The organism is Flavobacterium chryseum (assembly GCF_004362015.1).
In the GTDB taxonomy this organism is placed as follows: domain Bacteria; phylum Bacteroidota; class Bacteroidia; order Flavobacteriales; family Flavobacteriaceae; genus Flavobacterium.
On sequence record NZ_SNWW01000007.1, the window covers coordinates 1 to 22,803 of the forward strand.

Sequence of the window (22,803 nt, forward strand, 5' to 3'; positions counted from 1 at the left end):
GACTTGGCTGCAGGAAGAGGAGTAATTTTAGATTTTAGATTTTAGATTTTAGATTTTAGATTTTAGATTTTAGATTTTAGATTTTAGATTTTAGAAAAATTCGCTTCGCTCATTTTGGAATTTAAAAATTGGAATTTAAATTGACTTTTCGGTAAAAACAATTAGATAGACAAATAAAAAAATAATATATGAACTTAGAAAGTCCAAAAGTTACTGTTCAGAAATCAGCTCAAGATTTATTTGATTTATTGAGTGATGTAAAGAATTTTGAAAAATTAATGCCGGATAACATCGCTAAATTTGAAGTAATAGGCGAAGATGCTTTTATTTTTGGATTGAAAGGCATGCCGGAAATCAAACTAAAAATGAAAGAAAAAGTAGCACCAAGCAAAATTGTTTTGGGAGCTGCAAGTGATAAACTTCCGTTTACACTAGTTTCGAACATCGAAAGTGTTTCTGACGCATCAAGTGATGTTCAGTTGTTATTTGAAGGAGAATTTAACGCGATGATGGCAATGATGATCAAAGGGCCAATCAGCAAATTCATTGAAACTTTGGCTAACAATATGACAAAACTTTAATTAATTATTAATGGTGAATTGTTAATTATTAATTCTCGAATTATATAAAATTATAAGGTCCGATTAAATCGGGCCTTTTTTATTTGATGCAGATTTTACAGATTTGAGTAGATTCTGTAGACTTATTACTAGCAAAGGCGTTAAGAAAATTAAACTTTGCTACTATGCGAGATTATTTTTAAAAACCTCAGAACCTTAGCAACTCAGTACCTCAGAACCTTACTCAATAAAGCATTTGAACTTCCTTAATATCAAATTCATTAACCGAATCATCTTCAAGCAAAATTTGTATTTTACCGATTGGTGAAACGCCTTGAATAATGCCCATAAAGTTTTGACCAGAACTTTGATTTTTGAATGGCATTGGAACTCCTTTTCGGAATAATGAATTAAAATATTCCTGCCAAAAAATAGCAGAATTGGTTTCCCATAATTCGATTTTCTGTTTGATTTTATCGATAATTAATACCGGTAAGATATTCTTATCAAAATCGCTTCCTGCAATTACTGCCAACGATGAGGCATTGGGTAAATGTTCAAAATTTGTTTGATTGACATTTAGTCCGATTCCAACTACTGACACGATTCTGCCATCACTTTTTAATGTATTTTCGATAAGTATGCCACCGACTTTTTTATTGTATGACATAATGTCGTTAGGCCATTTTATACATAAATTAGGAATATCTAATGTTTTTAATGTTTCAATAACGGCCAGAGAAGTTATTATACTTAAATTGAAAACCTCTTCATTACTAAAGAGAAAATCCTTTACCAAGGCACTCATAATTAAGTTTTTACCTGATTCAGACTCCCATTTAGCCCCCATTTGCCCCTTGCCTTTTGTCTGATTTTCAGCTGTTACCACAGTAAAATTATCAAGCTCGTCTTTACTCGCTAAAGCCTTGAGAAAGTCGTTTGTAGAATCTATGGCATCGAGTTTGATTAGTTTCATTCAAATAATTTATTATACTTAATTTAATATTTTGTTAAGGTTCAAAATTAATCACAAAAATTGGTAACTTTACAAAATCATATAAAATAATTCATGGCGAAAAAGACTATTAACAATGATGTTCTATTGGCGAACATAATAAAAGGAATTGAAGAAGTAAAGGGAAATGATATCGATATTCTTGATTTAAGAGATATAGACACGGCTGTTTGTGACTATTTCGTAATTTGCAACGGAAGTTCTAATACTCAGGTTAACGCCATTGTAAACTCAATTCAAAAAACAGTATCCAAAGATTTAAAAGATAAACCGTGGCATGTAGAAGGAACCGATAACGCGGAATGGGTTCTTATGGATTATGTGCACATTGTTGTACACGTTTTCCAGAAACATATTCGCGAATACTATAATATCGAAAGCCTTTGGGGTGACGCCAAAATAACTACAATCGAAAACAAATACTAAAGAAAATTTTTTCTAATGGCTAAAGATAATAATCCAAATCCGAGTAAATTTAAAATAAGTCCTTGGTTAATATATACAGCAATACTTTTAGTTTTTTTATTTATAAGTTTTGCAACCGGAGGATCAAACTTAAGCGAACCTGCTCAATTAACTTCTTCTAAATTCAACGTTTTATTAGAAAAAGGACAAATTGAAAAAGTTATCGTTTACAATAAAGCTGAAGCTGAAGTATATTTAACTGCTGCTGCTCTTAAAGATAAAGCAAATGAAAAAGTATCGAAAGATATTTTTAAAAATGAAAATAAAGGACCACACTATACTTTAGAAATTGGTAATGATCAGATTTTTCAAACTAAACTGGAAAAAGCAGTTGGTGAAGGAAAACTGAAAGATTTTAACTTTCTTCAAAAAAATAACTGGAGCGATATTTTAATTAGTCTGCTTCCAATCATCATCATTATCGGTGTATGGATTTTCATTATGCGTAAAATGTCAGGCGGCGCTGGTGGCGGTGGCGGACAAATTTTCAATATTGGAAAATCTAAAGCTAAACTGTTTGATGAAAAAACAGATATTAAAACTACGTTTAAAGATGTTGCCGGTTTAGAAGGTGCAAAAGAAGAAATACAAGAAATTGTAGAATTCCTTAAAAATCCTGAAAAATACACCAATCTGGGAGGTAAAATTCCTAAAGGAGCACTTCTCGTAGGACCTCCGGGAACTGGTAAAACATTGCTTGCAAAAGCTGTTGCCGGTGAAGCTCAGGTTCCGTTCTTTTCATTATCAGGTTCTGATTTTGTTGAGATGTTTGTAGGTGTTGGTGCTTCACGTGTACGTGATTTGTTTAAACAAGCCAAAGAAAAATCTCCTGCTATTATCTTCATCGATGAAATTGATGCTGTTGGTAGAGCAAGAGGAAAAAGCAATATGTCAGGCGGAAATGACGAAAGAGAAAATACTCTGAACCAATTATTGACAGAAATGGATGGTTTTGGTACAAACTCAAACGTAATTGTTCTAGCTGCAACCAATAGAGCTGATGTTCTTGATAAAGCTTTAATGCGTGCCGGTCGTTTTGACAGACAAATTTTTGTTGACTTACCAGACATTCGTGAAAGAGCAGAAATCTTTAAAGTACACTTAGCTCCTATTAAAAAAGTTGAAGGTCTTGATTTAGATTTCCTTGCAAAACAAACTCCAGGTTTCTCGGGTGCTGATATTGCTAATGTTTGTAACGAAGCTGCTTTAATTGCTGCACGTAACAATAAAACTGCTGTTGACAGACAGGATTTCCTTGACGCCGTTGACAGAATTATTGGTGGTCTGGAAAAGAAAAACAAAATTATTACTCCAGAAGAAAAAAGAGCAATTGCAATACACGAAGCAGGACACGCAACTGTAAGCTGGATGTTAGAGCATGCTGCACCACTTATTAAAGTAACAATTGTTCCTCGTGGGCAAAGTTTAGGAGCTGCATGGTATTTACCAGAAGAAAGACAAATCGTAAGAACAGATCAAATGTTAGACGAAATGTGTGCTACTATGGGTGGAAGAGCTGCTGAAAAAGTAACTTTTGACAGAATTTCTACAGGAGCATTAAGCGATTTAGAAAAAGTAACACGCCAGGCTCGTGCGATGGTAACGATTTATGGTTTGAATGATAAAATCGGAAATGTTACTTATTATGATTCAAGCGGACAAAGTGAATACAACTTTTCTAAACCATATTCTGACGAGACTGCAAAAGTTATTGATAAAGAAATTTCAGAATTAATTGAAGGTCAATACCAAAGAGCTATTCAAATTTTAGAAGAAAACAAAGATAAGCTGGATCAGCTTGCTAATATCCTAATTGAAAAAGAAGTTATTTTTAAAGATGACTTAGAAGCAATTTTCGGAAAACGTACTTTTGACAAAAATTTGGAAGAAGTGGTTTCGTAAATTATTCAATAAATACGTAATATTTTTTAAAATCTTAATTCAAAACAGGCTTTTGAATTAAGATTTTTTTATCTTTGAACGTTTTCAATTAACATGTAAAGTATTTCATATAAAAAATGAATTTTTTCAAAAAAATATTTGGTTCAAGCGATTCTGCTTCTGATGAAGAAAACGAAAGTGTATACGCCGGTACTTCAACTCAGGATAGTCATTTATCCATAGATGAACGATTCATTTTTAATTTTAAAAAAAATGGCGGTAAATTTTTGTATTGTGAAAACAAACAAGAAGTAGCTGAACAGTTTGAAAATATATTAGAAGAAAACGATTGGTTCGAAAATGAAGTTTTATGTTATGAACCAGGACTTTTTCACTTATTAGAGGAGAACAAATTAATTTATATTTCACCAAGAAACCCTAAATTTTTATTGGCTACTTGCGAAAATCTTATTGCAGATGAAGGATCTATTTTATTTTCATCAAAACAGATTCGACAAGATAAACCAAACGAGTTGCCTGCAAACATTGTTATAATTGCTACAACAAGCCAAATGCAGCCCATGAAAAGCGATGGCCTAAGTGCTATAAAACGCAAGTACGAAAGAGATATTCCTTCTAATATTACTACAATAAAATATTTCGAAAAAGCAAAAGAAGAAGATTTTACACAATACGGAAGTGTTGCAAAGAACTTATATTTATTGCTTTTAGAGGACCTTTAAGATGAACGAAACACTCAAGAGAACCATTTCTGGTGCTGTTTATATTGCTTTACTAATAACTTCGATTTTGTTTTCTACAGAAAGCTTCATTATTCTTTTTGGTATTTTTCTCCTTATAGCTACTTATGAATTCTGTAACCTAGTTGCTATCAATAAAGTTTTTGCAATTCTTTTTGTTTCTCTTTTTTATACAACAGTTTCTTTGATTAGTTTTTATCAAACTGAAACGGAAGCATTTATTAGTAGTCTTCTAAAAGAAAACATTTTAATTACAGTTGATACAGATAAATTATTCTCTGTATTACTAATAATCACTTTACTTGTCTCTGTAAAATGCATTGTCTTTTTATTTGATGATACACAAAGTATAAGCAAAGTATCCAAATACATCTATCTTATTGGATATGTAATGCTGCCTTTTCTTTTTATCACAAAAATTTCTTTTGGCATTGCAGCTTATAATCCTAAAATTATTATAGGATTATTTATTCTTATCTGGACCAATGATACTTTTGCTTATCTGGTTGGAAAATCAATAGGAAAACATAAATTATTCGAACGAATTTCACCTAAAAAAACCATAGAAGGTTTTCTTGGCGGAGTTGTATTTGCTGCTCTTGCAGGCTTTTTAATTTCTAAATTCTATATTCGTCCAAATCCTGAATTTAGTGAACAATCTATTTTAATATGGATGATAATCGCACTAATCGTTAGCATTTTTGGAACGATTGGAGACTTGATTGAATCTAAATTTAAAAGAGTTGCAGGCGTAAAAGACAGCGGCTCGATAATGCCCGGGCACGGAGGTGTTCTAGATCGATTAGATAGTGTTATATTTGTAGCACCAGTTATATATTTATTTTATCAAATTTTATATTATGTTTCATAAAGAGGGAGGCCCATCCATTTTATTAGGTACTGTTTTTGCTGTTGCTGTACTTTTAATTGCTGACAAATTCATTGATATCACTTGGCTAAGAATGCTTGTGCAAATTGCCGGTGTAGTGATTTTGATTATTATTTTGCAATTTTTCAGAAATCCGAAAAGAATCGCAATAAGAGAAAGCAACCACATTCTTGCTCCTGTAGATGGGAAAGTTGTGGTTATTGAAGAAGTATATGAAGGTGAATTTTTTAAAGATAAACGTTTACAGGTTTCTATCTTTATGTCACCAATAAACGTTCACGTAACACGTTATGCTATGGACGGTATTATAAAATTCAGTAAATATCATCCGGGGAAATTTTTGGTTGCATGGCATCCAAAAGCAAGTGAGGAAAATGAAAGAACTACGGTTGTTATTGAAAATGAAACTTTTGGACAAATCTTATACAGACAAATCGCTGGTGCTTTAGCACGTAGAATTGTAAATTATGCTCAGGAAGGTATGCAGGTTGTACAAGGAACTGATGCTGGTTTTATAAAATTTGGTTCAAGAGTAGATTTATTTTTACCTTTAGGCACGCCTATTAATGTAGAATTAAACCAAAAAGCAATTGGAGGTAAAACTATTATTGCTACAAAAGCTTAAATGACTGTAAAAGATTTAGATACTCGCTTTTTAGAAGCCGTAGAAACTGCTTTAAAAATGACTCAGGCTTCGCTGCCACAAGATGTGCAGTTAAGACTTTATGCGAATTACAAACAGGCAACTTTTGGAACCGCTGTATACAATCAATCTGAAAATTTTGATTTGCGTGATGCTTTTAAAACAAATGCATGGATGCAGATTAGTCATATTTCGGTTGATGAAGCAAAAGAAAATTACATTGCCATAATTAATTCTCTAACATTAAAATAATTTATATTATGAAGAAAAATATCTTTCGATTGACAATTTTGGCTTCATTCTTAGTTTTGTTTTCTTGTAATGATAATAATAAGCTAACTGAAGTTGTCGAGGTTCCTTTACCTACAAAAGAAGAAAAAATAACTATTGGTTCTCCTGATGATGTAAAAGCAGAGGCCGGATCATTTGGTATTACAAAATTGCCTTTTGCTTATGATGGCCTGGCACCCGAAATTCGTTCTCTTACTTTAGAAACGCATTATTCTAAACATTATGTATCGTATACTAATAACCTGAATAAAGAAATTGTATCTACTGAATATGAGAATATGCCTATTGAAGATATTTTAAAAAAAATGGATCTCAATAATGCTAAACTTCGTCAAAATGCAGGAGGATATTACAATCATACTTTATATTTCAATATTCTAACGCCAAAAAAAGAACAAACTCCTAAAGACACTTTAGCAGGTGCTATAGATAAAGAATTTGGTTCTTTTAGCAATCTTACCACTCAGTTTAAAGGTCAGGCTACAAAACAATTCGGTTCTGGCTGGGTTTGGCTTGTGGTGGATAAACTTGGAAAACTGCAAGTTACTACAACAGACAATCAAGATAATCCGTTAATGAAAAATGCTTTGATTCCCGGAACTCCAATTTTAGGAATTGATTTATGGGAACATGCCTATTATCTCGACTATCAAAACAGAAAAGGAAGTTATATTGATGCTTTTTATCAGCATATAAATTGGGATAAAGTAAACGAGAACTACGTCGAAGCATTAAAGAAAGTTAAAAAAGTATAAAAACAAAAAGCTGATACAAATTAAGTATCAGCTTTTTTGTTTTGAAATATAAATTGTTGCCGACTCCGTTCGACTGTGATTATTATTTAAGTTCGTAAATAAAAGATTCTGACGGCATTATTTTTACTTTTGCTATTCCTTGTCCGTTTTGTACATTTAATTGAACTGCGTTCTTCAAATAGAGTTGATCTGTTAATTGATAATTTCCATCTTTTAAATTCCATTTTGAAATAATGTCAGAAGGAATTTTCAAATCAAATTCACTTATTTTTTCAGAAGAAAAATTCGCAACAATTATCAGTTTTTGATTTTGCGACCATCGCACGTAAGAATAAATCGAGTCATCGTAACCAGCATTATTTTGACGATTCGCAGATTGAATTTCCTGAAAACTCCCCATTAAGGCTGAACTGTTAATTGAGAAATTCAATAAGCGTTTGTAAAAATCACGTAAACTTTTCTCTGATTCTGAAAGCTTTCCGCCGTCAAATTTTCCATCGTTCATCCAACGCTGATGATTTGGAACTCCAATATAATCAAAGATAGAAGTTCTGGATCGGGTTCCGAAACCTGCATTTTCATTTCCTGCCTCTCCTACTTCCTGGCCAAAATAAACCATTGTTGGCGATGTGCTTATTGTTGTTGAAACTACCATTAAAGGCTTACCTCGTTCAGGAGTTCCGGCAAATTCAGGGCTTGCCAAACGCTGTTCGTCATGATTGTCTAAAAAATGCAGCATATGATGTTCGATATCTGCCATTCCTTTTTGAATATCTGATAATCCATCCGGAGAAGATTTTCCACGGATAACATCTTTCAGTTTATCGTACGTTTCTACTTTATCATATAAATAATCCATTTTTCCTAAACGAATGTAATTTCGATATTCATTTGGATTATAAACTTCAGCCAATAAAAAAGCATTGGGATTTTTCATTTTAATTGCCGAATTCATATAACTCCAAAATTCATACGGAACCATTTCAGCCATATCATATCGGAAACCATCAACACCCTTCGCTGTCCAGTATAAAGCAATAGATTTAAATTTTTTCCAGGAATCAGGAACGTCTTTATCCTGCCAGAAAGCAAAATGTTCCTGATATGACTTTTGGTCAAAACTAGATGGAAGTTCCGGAAAATCTTTAGAACCGTCGGGACGAATTCCGTAATTAACTTTCACGGTTTCATACCAATCATTTTGATCCGGTTTAATTTTACGCGAGCCATTTCCTGTCCATTTTGCTGGGTTTTCATCAAAAAAACCATCAACAAGAGCATTTTTTTCTCCGTTTAACGGATGATCTCCATCAGGAATCTGAAAATGTTGATTTGGAATATAGTAGAAATTATTATTTCGGTCGTATTCTACATTTACATTGTCATCGGCTCCAAAATCTCTAATGCCTTCCGGATTGCTTTTTCCTTCATATTTACGGGCAATATGATTGGGTACAATGTCTATAATTAACTTTAATCCTGCTTTGTGAGTGCGGGCAATCAAAGCTTCAAATTCTTGTAATCTATTTGCAGGATTTACAGCCAGATCAGGATTTACATTATAATAATCTTTTACGGCATAAGGCGATCCTGCGCGTCCTTTTACCACTTCCGGATCATCATTTGAAATTCCGTATGCCGTGTAATCATGCACTAAAGCATGATGCGGAACGCCTGTGTACCAAATGTAGGTAACACCTAAATCTTTAATTTCATGAAGTGCTGTATCAGTAAAATCATTAAACTTCCCTACTCCATTTTCTTCAATTGTTCCCCAAGGTTTGTTGGTCGTATTTTTATTTCCAAATAAACGTGTAAAAACCTGATAAACTACAATTTTCTTATCAGTTGTAATCTCTTCTTTTGCTGTATTCATTTTTAAATCTTTGGTTTTGCATGCCGAAAACAGCATGGTTGCAGCCATTCCTGCAACGATCAATCTTTTATTTCCCATAATTCATTTTATAAGATGATTCTGTTTTTCAATTAAAGATTAAATCAAAAATTTAGAATCATTTTTTAAATTTAAACTAATTTTTAAAACTCAATTGAAACTAATCTCATTTTGTCCTGATTTCTCTAAATAAAATCAAACTACAACGAAAGAGTTCTGGATTTTGTTCATAACTTAGGAAAGGTCCATAGGTGCAAAGGTTCAAAGAGACAAAGGTTTTTTAATTTTAGATTATTCACCTTTGAGCCTTTGTCAGTCTGAACTTTTAAACCTTTATAAAAAAATATAAATTAATCCTAATATCAATAAAGGTTGTATCCTTTTTCATAAATTTGACAAAAATTTAATCAATTGAAGAAATCACTCTTTTTCATATCTTATTGTTTGCTTCTATTAAGTGTTTCAGGCATTTTTGCGCAAGCGCCAAAAAAAATCATTGTAGAAAATGCCGATTATTCTGATGTCAATCAGGAATTAATGCCAGATGCTCTTTTACTGACAGGAAACGTAAAAGTAAATCATGATGGTGTTGTATTAACTTGCAATAAGGCTTATTTTTTTCAAAAAGAGAATTATCTGAAAGCCTTTGGTAATGTACAGTTGGTTCAGGGTGATACTTTATATTTAAACAGTAAATATGCAGAATATAACGGAAATCTGAAAAAAGCATTTGCAACCGGAGATGCGGTAATGACTTCGCCTGATGCGACTTTGCAAACCGATACGATTAATTTTGACCGAAATGTTCAGCAGGTTTTTTACAACTCAAAAGGAACTATCGTAAATAAAGACAATACACTTGTAAGTAAATCAGGAAGATATTATGTTGCCGAAAAGAAGTTTCAGTTTTTGACTGAAGTGACGCTAACAAATCCTAAATACGTTGTAAAGTCAAATCATTTAGATTATTACAGTAATTCCGGGCATACTTATTTATTTGGTCCTTCGACGATTACAAGTAAAGCCAATTATATTTATACCGAAAAAGGTTTTTATGATACGAAGAAAAACCTGGCGCATTTTCTCAGGAGATCTTATATAAAATATGACGATCGACTCATAGAAGGTGATAGTTTATATTATAATCGAAATACAGAATTTGCATCGGCTACCCGAAATGTAAAAATTACCGATTCTATTAATCGCGGAGTTGTAAAAGGCCATTATGCGGAAGTTTATAAACTAAAAGATTCGATGTTTGTGACCAAAAGAGCGGTTGCTATCAATTTTGTAGAAAATGATTCGGTTTATATTCACGGAAAAAAATTAATGGTTACCGGAAAAGAAGGTGAACGAATTTTGAGAGCTTATAATAATGTTCGCTTTTTTAAAGTAGACATGAGCGGAAAATGTGATTCGATTCATTCGAATTCTAAAACGGCTTTGACCAAACTAATCGGAAATCCGATTCTTTGGAATGGCGAAAACCAAATTACCGGCGACGTTATGCATTTAATTGGCGACACTAAGACCCAGAAAATAGATTCTTTAAAAGTACTCAATAATACTTTTATGGTCTCGCGGGACACCCTCGGAACGGGATTTAATCAGGTAAAAGGGCTCAATTTATTTGGGAAATTTAGGGACGGGAAATTGCATGATGTTGATGTCATCAAAAATACCGAAGTAATTTATTATATGCGGAATGACACCAAAGAACTCATCGGAATTAATAAAAATGTAAGTAGTAAAATCCATCTTATTTTAGAAAATAATGCGGTTGAAACCATAACTTTTTTCAATAAAGTAGACGGTGATATTTTTCCTGAAGCTGATTTACCGGAGAATGCGCGTAAATTACGAGGTTTAGTCTGGCGTGGCGACGAACGAATAAAGTCGAAAGATGATATTTTTTCTGCCGAAGATAATGAGATGAATGACAAATTGATCAAGGAAGGGAAAGTTGAAGAAGCAAAAGAAAACGTTCCGATGAAAGTCAGGAAAGAAACCCGTGATTACGACAAAAAGAAACCGGCTGTAAAAACCAGTACAAAGACAAATACGAAAACTAAAAAGTAGTTATCGGTTTCAGTCTAGGTTTTCAATAACGTGAAACCAAAAACTCAGCCCCGAAACATCGGGATAGTACCTTTGTTACTTTGAACCTCAAAAAAAATGAATTCAGATTTTATAAAATATCAGGCACAAACTTCTCCCTATCCTTTGGGCATGGAAGTTTCTCATGCTATTGGCTCTTATATTTACGATACAAACGATAAAAAATATTTAGATTTTGTTGCCGGAGTTTCGGCTTGCACACTCGGACATCAACACCCGAGAGTTAATCAGGCCATTAAAGATCAGTTGGATAAATATTCGCACGTAATGGTTTACGGGGAATATTCACAAAGTCCTGCTGTTGAATATTGCAAATTATTGGCTTCACTCCTACCGGAATCTTTAAATAAAACGTATTTAGTCAATTCAGGTACAGAGGCTATAGAAGGTGCATTAAAATTAGCCAAAAGAACGACTGGCCGTAGCCAATTGATTTCTTGTCATAATGCCTATCATGGCAACACAATGGGATCTATGAGTGTTATGGGATTTGAAGAACGTAAACAGGCTTTTCGTCCTTTGTTGCCCGACGTAGATTTTATTACCTTTAACAACGAAGAAGATTTACAAAAAATAACAACCAGAACAGCAGCAATTTTATTAGAAACTATTCAGGGAGGTGCCGGATTTATTCAGCCTCAGGATAACTTTTTACAAAAAGTACGTAAAAGATGTGATGAAGTTGGCGCTATGATGATTGTAGATGAAATTCAGCCTGGCTTTGGCAGAACGGGAAAACTTTTTGGTTTTCAAAATTACGACGTTGTTCCGGATATTGTGGTGATGGGAAAAGGCATGGGTGGCGGAATGCCGGTTGGTGCTTTTACAGCTTCGGCAGAAAAAATGGATCTTTTAACCGAAAACCCTAAACTAGGTCATATAACGACTTTTGGAGGCCATCCTGTCATTGCGTCAGCTTGTTTGGCTACTTTGAAGGAATTAACTGAAACTAATTTAATGCAGGAAGCATTAGACAAGGAAAAACTCTTTAGATCGCTTTTGGTACATCCTTTGATAAAGGAAGTTAGAGGAAAAGGATTAATGCTTGCAGCCATGACAGAAACAGCAGAAATAACGAATGAAGTTATTTTGAATTGTCAGGATAAAGGGTTGATTTTGTTTTGGTTACTCTTTGAGGGATGCGCCATAAGAATAACACCACCGTTAACAATTTCTGAACAAGAAATAAAAGAAGGTTGTGCTATAATTCTCAACGTTATGGATGAAATCCTGAAAAAAGAAAAAAAAGTTTAAAATATTCAAATTAATCTTTTATATTTCAAGAGATTAAAGTTTAAAAACAGAATCGAAATTCTGTCCATATTGTTAATTAAATTGTTCAAAACAATTAATTTCCTTTCCGCTCATAAGAATATGGTTGCCTAAATTTATAACAGGCTAATTTCAAATATAGAAAGTATGCAATTAAGCAACGAAGAAGAAGATTATAACCTATCCCTATCCAAATTTGAGTCTATGTTAAAAACTAACAAAGTACTCTTTTTTGATTCTGAAGAATTTGAAGAAATTATTCTTCATTATTTAGATATAGGCAAGGCTAATTTAGCAAAAAAGGCCTTAAAACTTGCGTTAGATCAACATCCAAAATCTACAGGCTTAAAATTAGTACAAGTAGAAATGTTGGTTTACGATGACAAACTCGACATTGCTGAAAAGCTTTTGAATGAGTTGTATGCAATTGAACCTAACAACGAGGAAATTTATATCCAAAAAGCTAATATTTGTTCTAAAAGAGATCAACACGAAAAAGCAGTAGAATTACTTAAAATTGCCTTGCAATATACGGACGATTATGCTGACGTGTACAACTTGATTGGAATGGAGTATCTTTTTATGGATAACCTTGAGATGGCAAAAGACAGTTTTATAAAATGTCTTGAAGAAGATTTAGAAGATCAGTCGGCATTGTATAACGTGGTGTATTGTTTTGAATTTTTAGATCAAAACCAGGAAGCTATTTTATATCTTAATGATTACATCAATAAAAACCCATATAGCGAAATCGCCTGGCATCAGCTTGGTCGTTTGCATTATGGCGTAAAAGAATATGAAAATGCAATTCGCGCTTTTGATTATGCAACCCTAATTGACGATGAGTTTTTAGGTGCATTTATGGAAAAAGCAAAAGCATACGAGCGTCTTAAAAAATACAGTGAAGCCATTGAAAGCTACAACCGTACGATTGAGTTAGACGATGCAACTTCTTATGCGTTGTTGCGTATTGGAAAATGCTATGAAAAACTTGGCAATTCTGTAAAAGCTCTTCAGTATTATAATCAAACTGTTCATGAAGATCCGCTTCTGGATAAAGGCTGGATTGCGATTACCGATTTTCATGTTCGTCAAAAAAACTTTCAAAAAGCATTGTTTTTTGTCAATAAAGCATTGGCAATTGACAATCAAAATCGTTTGTACTGGAAACGTTATGCAACGATAAACAAACAAATGAACTTTTTTGAAGAAGCTGAATTTGGATACAGAAAAGCGGTAGAATTTGGTGATTATCAATTAGACACATGGTTGTTTTGGGTTGATATTCTTCAGTTTCTAGGAGAATTTGAAAGTGCAATTCAAACCTTATTACAAGCTACAGAATATTTTCCGGAAGAAAACGAAATCGAATATCGTCTGGCTGGATTGTATTTTATGATTCAGGACAATACAAAAGCTAAATTTCACCTAAGCAACGGATTACGTTTAAACTTTGATAATTATATTTTAATCGAAGATTTATTCCCGGTTGTATGGTCAAAAAAAACGGTTAGAAATTATATTGAAAAACATAGAAAAGAATAAATGGTTGATGTTTTAAGAAGGCGTTTTGGCTTATTAGGTCGTAATATTAGTTATTCTTTTTCGAAAGGATATTTTACTGAAAAATTCAATAATGAAGTTTTTTTAGGAAATACCTATGAAAACTTCGATATTGCTGAAATCAGTCATTTTGAAGGATTATTAAAAAACAATCCGGACTTAACCGGCTTAAATGTAACGATTCCTTACAAGGAACAAATCATTCCTTTCTTAGATAAACTTTCAAAAAAAGCGGCCTTAATTGGAGCCGTTAATACAATCAAATTTACCAAAAAAGGAAAATTAAAAGGTTATAACACGGATTATTATGGTTTCAAAAAATCATTAAAACCGTTGTTAGAACCACATCATAAAAAAGCGTTAATTTTAGGTACGGGCGGCGCATCAAAAGGTGTTGCTTTTGCTCTTGACGAACTTGGTATTCTATATACTTTTGTGTCAAGAGAAGCAAAGGAAAACATCATAGATTATGATTTAATAAATGCCACTACTTTTGATAATTTTCAAATTATAATCAATTGTACTCCTGTTGGTACGAGCCCAAATATTGAAGCTTGTCCTAATATTCCGTATGAGTTTTTTACGGATAAACACATTGCCTACGATTTAATCTATAATCCTGAAGAAACACAATTTCTAAAGAATGCTAAGGCAAACGGAGCAACAATAAAAAATGGTTACGATATGCTTATTTTTCAAGCCGAAAAAGCGTGGAAAATATGGAATAAGTAAAAAATAAATACCTGAAAATAAAATGTAAGGTAATTTTTGTAATTTAGACTACTCATTAATAGGTAGTTATGAAAAAATTACAACTATTTTATTTACTAAGCTCTTTGTCCATTTTTTCAATAAATGCTCAAGACACTATTAAACAGGCAAAAAATCCTTATACAGAAGCACGTTATCATTATTATTTAAAAACGATTTTGCTTTTTAATGAATATTTAGATACTGATTCCGGATCTTTTAATACCACTCAACTTCGTTTTCTGCATCCAATTGCTAACAAAGCATGGAATTTAAGAGTTGATCTTCCATTGGTTTCGACCAACACATCATCCATCAATAAAACAGGAATTGGAGATATTGGTGCAGGTATAAGTTACATCCCGTATTTAGATCATAGCAAAGGAATCGCTTTTCGAGTTAAAGTTATTTCAAATTCGGCCGTAGATCCTGCATTAGGAACAGGAAAATGGGTTTTCGCACCTGCAGTATTTTACGGCGCTTACTTCATTGAAAAAAAATTGCTTTGGATTGCTTCTTTAGAAAATCAACTCAGTTTTGCAGGATCTGAGAACCGAAGCGATGTTAATACAACCGCTTTGGAGAATTACTTTATGTATATCATTGGCAAAAACTGGATCGCTGCTGATGTGGCTTTTAGATATAATGCAACAAACAAAGGTTATCCTAATAATGCATTTCTGGAATTTGGCCGAAAAATAACCAAAAATGATATGGCATACATTCATCCCAGCATCGGTTTTGGAAGTCACAAATCTTATAATTATGGTATTGAAATTGGAATGCTGATTTTATTTTAAATTTGAATTTACCTCAAAAAAAACAGAAAAAAAATCATATCATAATCTTAAAACAGATTAAAAAATAAGAATTTGACCGTAAAAATGTTATAAACAAACGATTTATTTTGTATTTAGAAACACCTTTACTATCTTTCGCACTGTTTAAATAAAAACCTTACACATTTAAAATGTTAGAAGAAAAGAATGACAACCTGCAAGATGCAGACGGAAAATCAGAAATCGAAATTAGCGATTCTACACCAAATGATGCCATTGAAACATCAGATTCTGAACCAACTCAAGAGAATGAAATTTTGCTTACTGAAAGCGAAGTAGAAAATTCTGAAGAAGAAGTTACAGAAGCTAATCATCAGACAGCATTAGATGCCATCACAAATTCGAACGCTGAAGAAAGCGAAGATGAGACGTTAAAAGACCGTCATGATCTTCCTATGCAGGATTATGATACTTTTTCGTTAGACGCTCTTGTCGATGAATTAAAAAAATTGGTGAATACAGATAAAGCAATGTCTGTAAAAGATCACATTGAAGAAATTAAAAAGTCATTTTTATTACAATACAATCACCTTATAGAGGAGAAAAAAGAAGAATTTAACGCATCAAAACAAGATCCTAATGAAGAATTTGAATATCATTCTCCATTAAAATCGAAATTTGATGAATATTATAATATTTTCAGAGAGAAAAGAAATGCTCATTTCAAGCATTTGCAGACTAATTTAAAATCAAATTTAGAGAACCGACTTGCTATAGTTGAGGAACTAAAAGAACTTATAAATCCGCAGGAAAACATCAAGGATACGCTTAAACATTTTAATGATTTAAGAGAAAGATGGAAAAATGCCGGAGCGATTCCAAAAGATAAATACAATCACGTTTGGAATAATTATCATTTTCATGTAGAAAATTTCTATGATTATCTACACTTAGATCGTGAAGCTAGAGATCTGGATTTTAAATACAATTTAGAACAAAAGCAAAAAATCGTTGCCCGTGTTGAAGAATTAGTGAATGAAGCGGATGTCAGCAAAGCATTCCGTGAATTACAGGATTTACACAGAATCTGGAAAGAGGACATTGGACCAGTTTCTAAAGAACACCGTGATACAATCTGGAATAAATTTAGTGAATTGACTAAAAAAATTCATGATAAAAGAGAACTTTTATTTGAAGGTCAAAGAGCAAACGAGCAACAAAACCTTGAAGTTAAAAAAGAAATTATTGCTAAAATTGAAGTTTTAGGTACAGAGAAAGTAAATTCTCATTCACAATGGTTGTTACAAATACAAAAAGTTGAAGCACTTAGAAATGAGTTTTTTGCTGCAGGCAAAGTTCCGTCTGATGTAAATGAAGAAACCTGGGCTGCGTTTAAAACTGCCGTTAGAAACTTTAATTCTTTTAAAAATTCATTTTATAAAGACATTAAAAAAGATCAAAACGACAATTTAAATAAAAAAATGGCTCTTGTGGCGAAAGCCAAAGAATTACAGGAAAGTACAGATTTTGGTGCTACTACTCCGGTAATGAAACAAATTCAGGAAGAATGGAAACAAATTGGCCATGTTCCTAAAAAATATTCAGATAAAATCTGGAAAGAATTTAAGGATGCCTGCAACCATTATTTTGATAAATTAAAAGAACATAAATCTGAAGAAAACGGAGACGAAGTTGCTGCTTTTGATAATAAAAAAGCCTACTTAGATACGTTAAGAACTTACCAATTAACTGGTGATCATAAAACAGATTTAGATGCAATAAAACTTCATATTGAAACCTGGAAAGGTTTTGGAAAAGTGCCTTTTTCAAGACGTCATATCGAAGGAAAGTTCAATAAAATTCTGGATGCTCTTTTTGAAAAATTAAGTTTGAGTAAAAAAGAAACTGAAATGATGCGTTTTTCTAACAGAATTGATTCTTTATCTGACAGTAACGATACTCGTAAATTAGATAACGAAAAGATTTTCTTAATGCGTAAAATTGAAGAAGTTCAAAATGAAATCTTTCAATTAGAGAATAATATTCAATTTTTTACAAATACAAAAAATGCTAAAAAAGAGAATTCAATTGTTCTTGAAGTTCGCAAAAACATCGCTATTCACAAAGAAAGCCTTGAACTTTGGAAAGACAAATTAAAACAATTAAGAAACTTGAATCAACCGGAGTAATTGCCAGATTGAACTAAGTCGACAACTTTATATTAAGCTGCATTGAAGATATTCATTGCAGCTTTTTTTTAATCTTGAAGTTTTTACCGCAAAGCACGCAAAGTTTTTTCATATGTAAGACTTTTATAAAAACACAAAGTTCGCAAAGCTTTGTGTGCTTTGCGTTTGTCAACACAATATATTTTAAAAAGCTTTGCGTGCTTTGCGGTAAAATTTACACAATCGTTAATCTCATTTCAAACCTGAAAACTGAAACTTGAAACACTAAACTTAACATTCTAATTAAATTTCATAAAACAATTCTGTAAAATATTGATTATATTTGATAGTCACATTATTATTGATGACCTACTAAATGCTATTCAATATTAATCCTAATAACAACAAAAAATGAAATTTACTAGAAAAGCAAACTCAAACTGGCAAGGAACCGGTATGGAAGGAAAAGGAAGTATTAGTACTCAAAGTACAACTCTGGATAATGCACAACTTTCATTTAAAACAAGATTTGCAGATGGAGTTGGTACAAATCCGGAAGAACTGGTTGCTGCAGCACATTCAGGCTGTTTTACAATGCAGTTAAGTTTTTTATTAAACGAAGGAGGTTTTACAGCAGATGATTTATCTACAGAAGCTACTGTAACTTTTGAGGATGGAACAATAACTTTAATTCATTTGGATCTAAAGGGAAAAGTACCTTCTATTTCTGCAGAAGAATTTGAAAAAACTGCTGCAAAAGCAAAAGAAATCTGTCCGATCTCTAAACTTTTAAATACAACAATTACCTTATCAGCTACTTTGGTTAGCTAATAAATAATTTTAAAGCATAAAAAAAACATCAGCCGCGGCTGATGTTTTTTTTTTATGTAGAACAATGAATGAATTAGTTCATTGTAGCTTTTAATGCTTTTGCTTCAGCAGTCATTTCTAATGCTTTGTAAACACCTAATAATGTTTTAGAAACATCTTCGTTTTTAGGATCTAAATCATGTGCTTTTTTAAGATAAGGAATTACTCCTTTAAACACATTTTCTCTTTGAGCCTTTAATGCGTCATAGCGCTTCATATCTTTTGCAGAAGTACCTAATTTATTCATTTCATCAATGATTGGTTTTTCGGCTTCTAATTTTAACGCTGCAAGATTAAGGTAAGCATTTGTATAGTTCGGATTTATTTCAATTGCTTTTAGGTAATATTTTTCAGCGTCTGCAGGATTTTTAGCATTAGCGCTAATTACACCTAAATTAAAAATTAAATCGGCGTTGTTTGGTTCTTTTTGCAAAGCTTCTCCAACTAATTTTTTGTATGTATCAAAATCTTTAGTTTCAAGGTACAAGTTTGCTTCTGTAAGAATTAAAGATGCATCATCCGGATTTGTTTTTCTGGCGTCAGCGATAGCTTTTTTAGCATCTTCGATACGACCTTTCTGAACTAAAATTAGAGCTAAATTTTTGTAAATCTCACCTCTTTTAGATGGAATAGCTTCTGTTTTAGGCTTTTCGTGCGTTCCTAATTTAATTGCTAAATCTCTTTCGCTTGCTGTATTGAAACCATCTTCGCCACCTGAAGCTTTGTTTGTTGCTGTGTAACTTGTTCCTTTACCAGAATAATTAAGTTTCTTCAATTCTTCGTACATTGGTAAAGCTGTATCATAATCCTGAGCGTTTACCGCTGTTGAAGCAGCGTAGTATAAATTGATAGTATCTTTTCTGTCTAATAAATAAGCGTCATATAATTTTTTTGCTCCGTCAGAATGTTTATTAGCTTGTGTATCAGCAATAGCGGCATTAATCAATTTACCTTTAATTTCTGCAATTGATGCAGCAGCCTGAGTGGAGTATTTTTGTTTTCCAGACTCTTTTTCAAGATCAATTAATTTTTTATAGCTTTCAGCAGCAAGAGATAAATTTTTACCTGTTTCGATACTTTTGTTTGCTAAATCTAATAATGCATTACCTTTTACAAAGTAATATTGTGCTTGTTCAACATCTTTGGCATTTACAACAAGGTTCTCAGCATCTTTTAATATGGTAATTGCTCCTTGAGCATCTCCGCTTTTTAATGCTTTTTCTGCATTTTTGATTTGATCTTTTTGAGCAAAAGTAGCTACTGAAATCAATAATGCTGATGCAAGTATTACATATTTACTTTTCATAGTATTCTAATTTGTATTTAATTTAAATTTTCGTGGTTATATTTTTATTCTTCAGATTCTTCTTCCTCTGAATCGTCTTCATCTTCTACTTCGTCGTCAGAATCATCGTCGTCATCTTCTGCAGTTCCATCATCTTCAAGAACTTCTAAATCTGGTTTAACTCTTTCAATAGCAGATTCAATAACATTACCGTCTTCGTCAACAATAACTTCTGCAACGTCATCTTTCATAACTTTTGTTACCGCTGCAATAGAATCTTTACCTTTTAAGTTAATCAATCGAACACCTTGCGTTGCACGACCCATAACACGTAAATCTTCAATAGCCATTCTTATTGTTAATCCTGATTTGTTAATGATCATTAAATCATCAGCATCAGTTACAGCATTAATCGAAATTAATTTTCCTGTTTTTTCCGTAATATTAAGCGTTTTTACACCTTTTCCTCCACGGTTTGTAATTCTGTAAACATCTTCGCCATCATCGTCAACTAATTTAGTACGTTTACCGTATCCGTTTTCAGTTACAACTAAAATTTGCGAATCATTCACATTGTCTTTATCTACAGTAACCATACCAATTACTTCATCAGTATCGTCTTTTAATGTAATTCCACGAACTCCAGAAGCCGTTCTTCCCATCGGACGCGTTTTGGTTTCTTCAAAACGAACCAATTTACCAGACTTAACAGCTAGGATAATTTGGCTTTCTCCGTTAGTTAATTTTGCTTCTAATAATTCATCACATTCTTTAATTGTAATAGCGGCAACACCATTTACTCTTGGTTTAGAATATTTCTCTAAAGAAGTTTTCTTAACCTGACCTTTTTTGGTAACCATTACAAGATTATGACTGTTGATGTAATCTTTATCTTTTAAGTCTTGTGTACAAATGAAAGCTTTTACTTTATCATCGCTTTCAATATTTACAAGATTCTGGATTGCTCTACCTTTAGCCGTTTTACTTCCTTCCGGAATTTCGTAAACACGCATCCAGAAACATTTTCCTTTTTGCGTAAAGAACATCATATATTGGTGGTTGGTTGCAACGAACATATGTTCAAGGAAATCCTGATCTCTCGTTCCTGCGCTTTTTTGTCCAACTCCTCCTCTATTTTGCGTTTTGTATTCTGTTAAGTTGGTACGTTTGATGTAACCAGCGTGAGAAATTGTAATAACTACATTTTCATCAGCAATTAAATCTTCGATACTTACATCTCCACCAGAATATTCAATTAGAGAACGACGGGCATCTCCGTATTTTTCACGAATTTCTTCAAGTTCTTCTTTAATTAAAGCAGTTCTTAAATCAACATCTGCTAATAAAGCTTTTAAGTGCTCGATTAATTTCATCAATTCTTCGAACTCAGCTCTTAATTTATCTTGCTCCAGACCTGTTAACTGACGTAAACGCATCTCAACAATAGCACGAGCCTGAATATCAGATAATTTAAATCTTTCAATTAATTTCTCACGAGCTTCTTCTGTATTTTTAGAACCTCTGATGATAGCAATTACTTCGTCAATATTATCAGAAGCAATAATTAATCCTTCTAAAATATGCGCTCTTTCTTCGGCTTTACGCAATTCAAATTGCGTTCTGCGAACTACAACATCATGACGGTGCTCGATAAAATAGTGAATCATATCTTTTAGATTCAACATTTGCGGGCGGCCTTTTACAAGTGCAATATTATTTACACTGAAAGATGATTGTAACGAGGTAAACTTATATAAGGTATTTAAAACTACGTTTGGCGTAGCGTCACGTTTCAGGATGTACACGATACGCATACCGTTTCTGTCAGACTCGTCACGAATATTCGCAATACCGTCAATTTTTTTATCGTTAACTAAATCAGCCGTACGTTTGATCATTTCGGCTTTGTTAACCTGATATGGAATCTCGGTAACGATGATACATTCTCTTCCGTCAACTTCTTCAAAACCAACTTTTGCACGCATAACAATACGTCCTCTACCGGTTTTAAAAGCTTCACGAACGCCTTCATAACCATATATTACACCACCGGTTGGAAAATCCGGAGCTTTAATATGTGTTATTAATTCGTCTATTTCAATATCGTTATTATCAAGATACGCTAATGTACCATTGATAACTTCTGTTAAATTGTGTGGTGGCATGTTAGTAGCCATACCAACCGCAATACCTGTTGCTCCGTTTACTAATAAAGTAGGAACTCTTGTTGGCATTACTTTTGGCTCATATAAAGTATCGTCAAAGTTCAATTGAAAATCAACTGTTTCTTTTTCGATATCGGCCATAATATCTTCTGAGATTTTGCGCATTCTCGCCTCAGTATAACGCATTGCTGCAGGACTATCGCCATCAACAGAACCAAAGTTACCTTGCCCGTCAACTAATAAATAACGCATACTCCATTCCTGAGCCATACGTACCATTGCATCATAAACCGAAGTATCTCCGTGCGGGTGATACTTACCCAGAACCTCTCCTACGATTCTTGCAGATTTTTTGTGGGCAGATCTTGAAGTTACACCTAAATCATACATTCCGTAAAGAACTCTTCGATGCACTGGTTTCAAGCCATCTCTAACATCAGGAAGCGCTCTCGATACAATTACTGACATCGAATAATCGATGTAAGCTGATTTCATTTCATCTTCAATGTTAATAGGAATTAACTTTTCTCCTTCAGACATAAGTTGTTATGTTTTATTAATTACATTAGTTTCAAAGCGTGCCAAGATACGGTTTTTTGAAATTTTTTCAGCTATTTACTTACACTTATTTCAATGATTTATTAACAACTTTATTTCGTCTTTTAGTTAATAAATTAAG

General features: G+C 32.8%; 19 protein-coding genes. 15 read left to right on the forward strand and 4 right to left on the reverse strand.

Annotated features, from left to right (window positions below; genetic code table 11):
* The first annotated feature begins 188 nt into the window (after positions 1-188).
* Positions 189-581 (forward strand): SRPBCC family protein, encoded by a 393-nt coding sequence (locus EV143_RS13890; protein WP_133508546.1) that lies wholly within the window; start codon positions 189-191, stop codon positions 579-581.
* A gap of 223 nt (positions 582-804) precedes the next feature.
* On the opposite strand, the gene EV143_RS13895 is transcribed toward EV143_RS13890, so the two are convergent.
* Entirely contained in the window at positions 805-1,536 is a 732-nt protein-coding gene (locus EV143_RS13895; protein WP_133508547.1) for a biotin--[acetyl-CoA-carboxylase] ligase, read from the reverse strand.
* Between the two features lie 93 nt (positions 1,537-1,629).
* Here EV143_RS13895 and rsfS point away from each other — a divergent pair, with 93 nt between their 5' ends.
* From rsfS to EV143_RS13930, 7 genes are all read left to right on the forward strand, one after another.
* Entirely contained in the window at positions 1,630-2,001 is a 372-nt protein-coding gene (gene rsfS, locus EV143_RS13900; protein ID WP_012024667.1) for a ribosome silencing factor, read from the forward strand.
* A gap of 15 nt (positions 2,002-2,016) precedes the next feature.
* Positions 2,017-3,942: an ATP-dependent zinc metalloprotease FtsH gene (gene ftsH / locus EV143_RS13905; protein ID WP_133508548.1), complete on the forward strand. Its 1,926-nt coding sequence runs from the start codon at positions 2,017-2,019 to the stop codon at positions 3,940-3,942.
* A 116-nt stretch (positions 3,943-4,058) separates the two neighbouring features.
* Entirely contained in the window at positions 4,059-4,664 is a 606-nt protein-coding gene (locus tag EV143_RS13910; protein ID WP_133508549.1) for a lactate utilization protein B/C, read from the forward strand.
* Position 4,665: 1 nt separating this feature from the next.
* The gene (locus tag EV143_RS13915) at positions 4,666-5,553 is read left to right on the forward strand and encodes a phosphatidate cytidylyltransferase (protein WP_133508550.1); all 888 of its coding nucleotides are present in this window, start codon (positions 4,666-4,668) and stop codon (positions 5,551-5,553) included.
* Positions 5,543-6,196, forward strand: coding sequence for a phosphatidylserine decarboxylase family protein (locus EV143_RS13920; RefSeq protein WP_133508551.1), 654 nt, complete (start codon positions 5,543-5,545; stop codon positions 6,194-6,196). The genes EV143_RS13915 and EV143_RS13920 overlap by 11 nt, the downstream gene beginning before the upstream one ends.
* Positions 6,197-6,466 (forward strand): acyl-CoA-binding protein, encoded by a 270-nt coding sequence (locus tag EV143_RS13925; RefSeq protein WP_133508552.1) that lies wholly within the window; start codon positions 6,197-6,199, stop codon positions 6,464-6,466.
* A gap of 8 nt (positions 6,467-6,474) precedes the next feature.
* A complete protein-coding gene (locus tag EV143_RS13930) occupies positions 6,475-7,260 on the forward strand; it encodes a superoxide dismutase (RefSeq protein WP_133508553.1) in 786 nt (261 codons plus the stop codon).
* Between the two features lie 82 nt (positions 7,261-7,342).
* On the opposite strand, the gene EV143_RS13935 is transcribed toward EV143_RS13930, so the two are convergent.
* Positions 7,343-9,214, reverse strand: a complete 1,872-nt coding sequence (locus EV143_RS13935) for an alpha-amylase family glycosyl hydrolase (protein ID WP_133508554.1) — start codon at positions 9,212-9,214, stop codon at positions 7,343-7,345.
* Positions 9,215-9,565: 351 nt separating this feature from the next.
* On the opposite strand from EV143_RS13935, the gene EV143_RS13940 reads away from it, so the two are divergent.
* From EV143_RS13940 to EV143_RS13970, 7 genes are all read left to right on the forward strand, one after another.
* Complete coding sequence (locus EV143_RS13940; RefSeq protein ID WP_133508555.1) at positions 9,566-11,233, forward strand: OstA-like protein; 1,668 nt, start codon at positions 9,566-9,568, stop codon at positions 11,231-11,233.
* A gap of 96 nt (positions 11,234-11,329) precedes the next feature.
* Positions 11,330-12,526, forward strand: coding sequence for an aspartate aminotransferase family protein (locus EV143_RS13945; protein WP_133508556.1), 1,197 nt, complete (start codon positions 11,330-11,332; stop codon positions 12,524-12,526).
* Between the two features lie 165 nt (positions 12,527-12,691).
* Positions 12,692-14,089, forward strand: a complete 1,398-nt coding sequence (locus tag EV143_RS13950; RefSeq protein WP_133508557.1) for a tetratricopeptide repeat protein — start codon at positions 12,692-12,694, stop codon at positions 14,087-14,089.
* Complete coding sequence (locus tag EV143_RS13955; RefSeq protein WP_133508558.1) at positions 14,090-14,839, forward strand: shikimate dehydrogenase family protein; 750 nt, start codon at positions 14,090-14,092, stop codon at positions 14,837-14,839.
* Positions 14,840-14,907: 68 nt separating this feature from the next.
* Positions 14,908-15,657, forward strand: coding sequence for a lipid A phosphoethanolamine transferase (locus EV143_RS13960; protein ID WP_133508559.1), 750 nt, complete (start codon positions 14,908-14,910; stop codon positions 15,655-15,657).
* A 170-nt stretch (positions 15,658-15,827) separates the two neighbouring features.
* Entirely contained in the window at positions 15,828-17,825 is a 1,998-nt protein-coding gene (locus EV143_RS13965; protein ID WP_133508560.1) for a DUF349 domain-containing protein, read from the forward strand.
* A gap of 390 nt (positions 17,826-18,215) precedes the next feature.
* Positions 18,216-18,635 carry an OsmC family protein gene (locus EV143_RS13970; RefSeq protein WP_133508561.1) on the forward strand — a complete coding sequence of 140 codons (420 nt, stop codon included), beginning with the start codon at positions 18,216-18,218 and terminating at the stop codon, positions 18,633-18,635.
* A 73-nt stretch (positions 18,636-18,708) separates the two neighbouring features.
* Here EV143_RS13970 and EV143_RS13975 read toward each other — a convergent pair whose 3' ends face one another.
* The gene (locus tag EV143_RS13975; protein WP_133508562.1) at positions 18,709-19,980 is read right to left on the reverse strand and encodes a tetratricopeptide repeat protein; all 1,272 of its coding nucleotides are present in this window, start codon (positions 19,978-19,980) and stop codon (positions 18,709-18,711) included.
* Positions 19,981-20,024: 44 nt separating this feature from the next.
* Entirely contained in the window at positions 20,025-22,664 is a 2,640-nt protein-coding gene (gene gyrA, locus EV143_RS13980) for a DNA gyrase subunit A (RefSeq protein ID WP_133508563.1), read from the reverse strand.
* Positions 22,665-22,803: the final 139 nt, after the last annotated feature.

What these genes read in the sequence shown, in the direction of transcription:
- EV143_RS13890 (WP_133508546.1), top strand. Translation starts at nt 189, where the DNA reads ATGAACTTAGAAAGTCCAAAAGTTACTGTTCAGAAATCAGCTCAAGAT.
- EV143_RS13895 (WP_133508547.1), bottom strand. Translation starts at nt 1,536, where the DNA reads ATGAAACTAATCAAACTCGATGCCATAGATTCTACAAACGACTTTCTC.
- rsfS (WP_012024667.1), top strand. Translation starts at nt 1,630, where the DNA reads ATGGCGAAAAAGACTATTAACAATGATGTTCTATTGGCGAACATAATA.
- ftsH (WP_133508548.1), top strand. Translation starts at nt 2,017, where the DNA reads ATGGCTAAAGATAATAATCCAAATCCGAGTAAATTTAAAATAAGTCCT.
- EV143_RS13910 (WP_133508549.1), top strand. Translation starts at nt 4,059, where the DNA reads ATGAATTTTTTCAAAAAAATATTTGGTTCAAGCGATTCTGCTTCTGAT.
- EV143_RS13915 (WP_133508550.1), top strand. Translation starts at nt 4,666, where the DNA reads ATGAACGAAACACTCAAGAGAACCATTTCTGGTGCTGTTTATATTGCT.
- EV143_RS13920 (WP_133508551.1), top strand. Translation starts at nt 5,543, where the DNA reads ATGTTTCATAAAGAGGGAGGCCCATCCATTTTATTAGGTACTGTTTTT.
- EV143_RS13925 (WP_133508552.1), top strand. Translation starts at nt 6,197, where the DNA reads ATGACTGTAAAAGATTTAGATACTCGCTTTTTAGAAGCCGTAGAAACT.
- EV143_RS13930 (WP_133508553.1), top strand. Translation starts at nt 6,475, where the DNA reads ATGAAGAAAAATATCTTTCGATTGACAATTTTGGCTTCATTCTTAGTT.
- EV143_RS13935 (WP_133508554.1), bottom strand. Translation starts at nt 9,214, where the DNA reads ATGGGAAATAAAAGATTGATCGTTGCAGGAATGGCTGCAACCATGCTG.
- EV143_RS13945 (WP_133508556.1), top strand. Translation starts at nt 11,330, where the DNA reads ATGAATTCAGATTTTATAAAATATCAGGCACAAACTTCTCCCTATCCT.
- EV143_RS13950 (WP_133508557.1), top strand. Translation starts at nt 12,692, where the DNA reads ATGCAATTAAGCAACGAAGAAGAAGATTATAACCTATCCCTATCCAAA.
- EV143_RS13955 (WP_133508558.1), top strand. Translation starts at nt 14,090, where the DNA reads ATGGTTGATGTTTTAAGAAGGCGTTTTGGCTTATTAGGTCGTAATATT.
- EV143_RS13960 (WP_133508559.1), top strand. Translation starts at nt 14,908, where the DNA reads ATGAAAAAATTACAACTATTTTATTTACTAAGCTCTTTGTCCATTTTT.
- EV143_RS13965 (WP_133508560.1), top strand. Translation starts at nt 15,828, where the DNA reads ATGTTAGAAGAAAAGAATGACAACCTGCAAGATGCAGACGGAAAATCA.
- EV143_RS13970 (WP_133508561.1), top strand. Translation starts at nt 18,216, where the DNA reads ATGAAATTTACTAGAAAAGCAAACTCAAACTGGCAAGGAACCGGTATG.
- EV143_RS13975 (WP_133508562.1), bottom strand. Translation starts at nt 19,980, where the DNA reads ATGAAAAGTAAATATGTAATACTTGCATCAGCATTATTGATTTCAGTA.
- gyrA (WP_133508563.1), bottom strand. Translation starts at nt 22,664, where the DNA reads ATGTCTGAAGGAGAAAAGTTAATTCCTATTAACATTGAAGATGAAATG.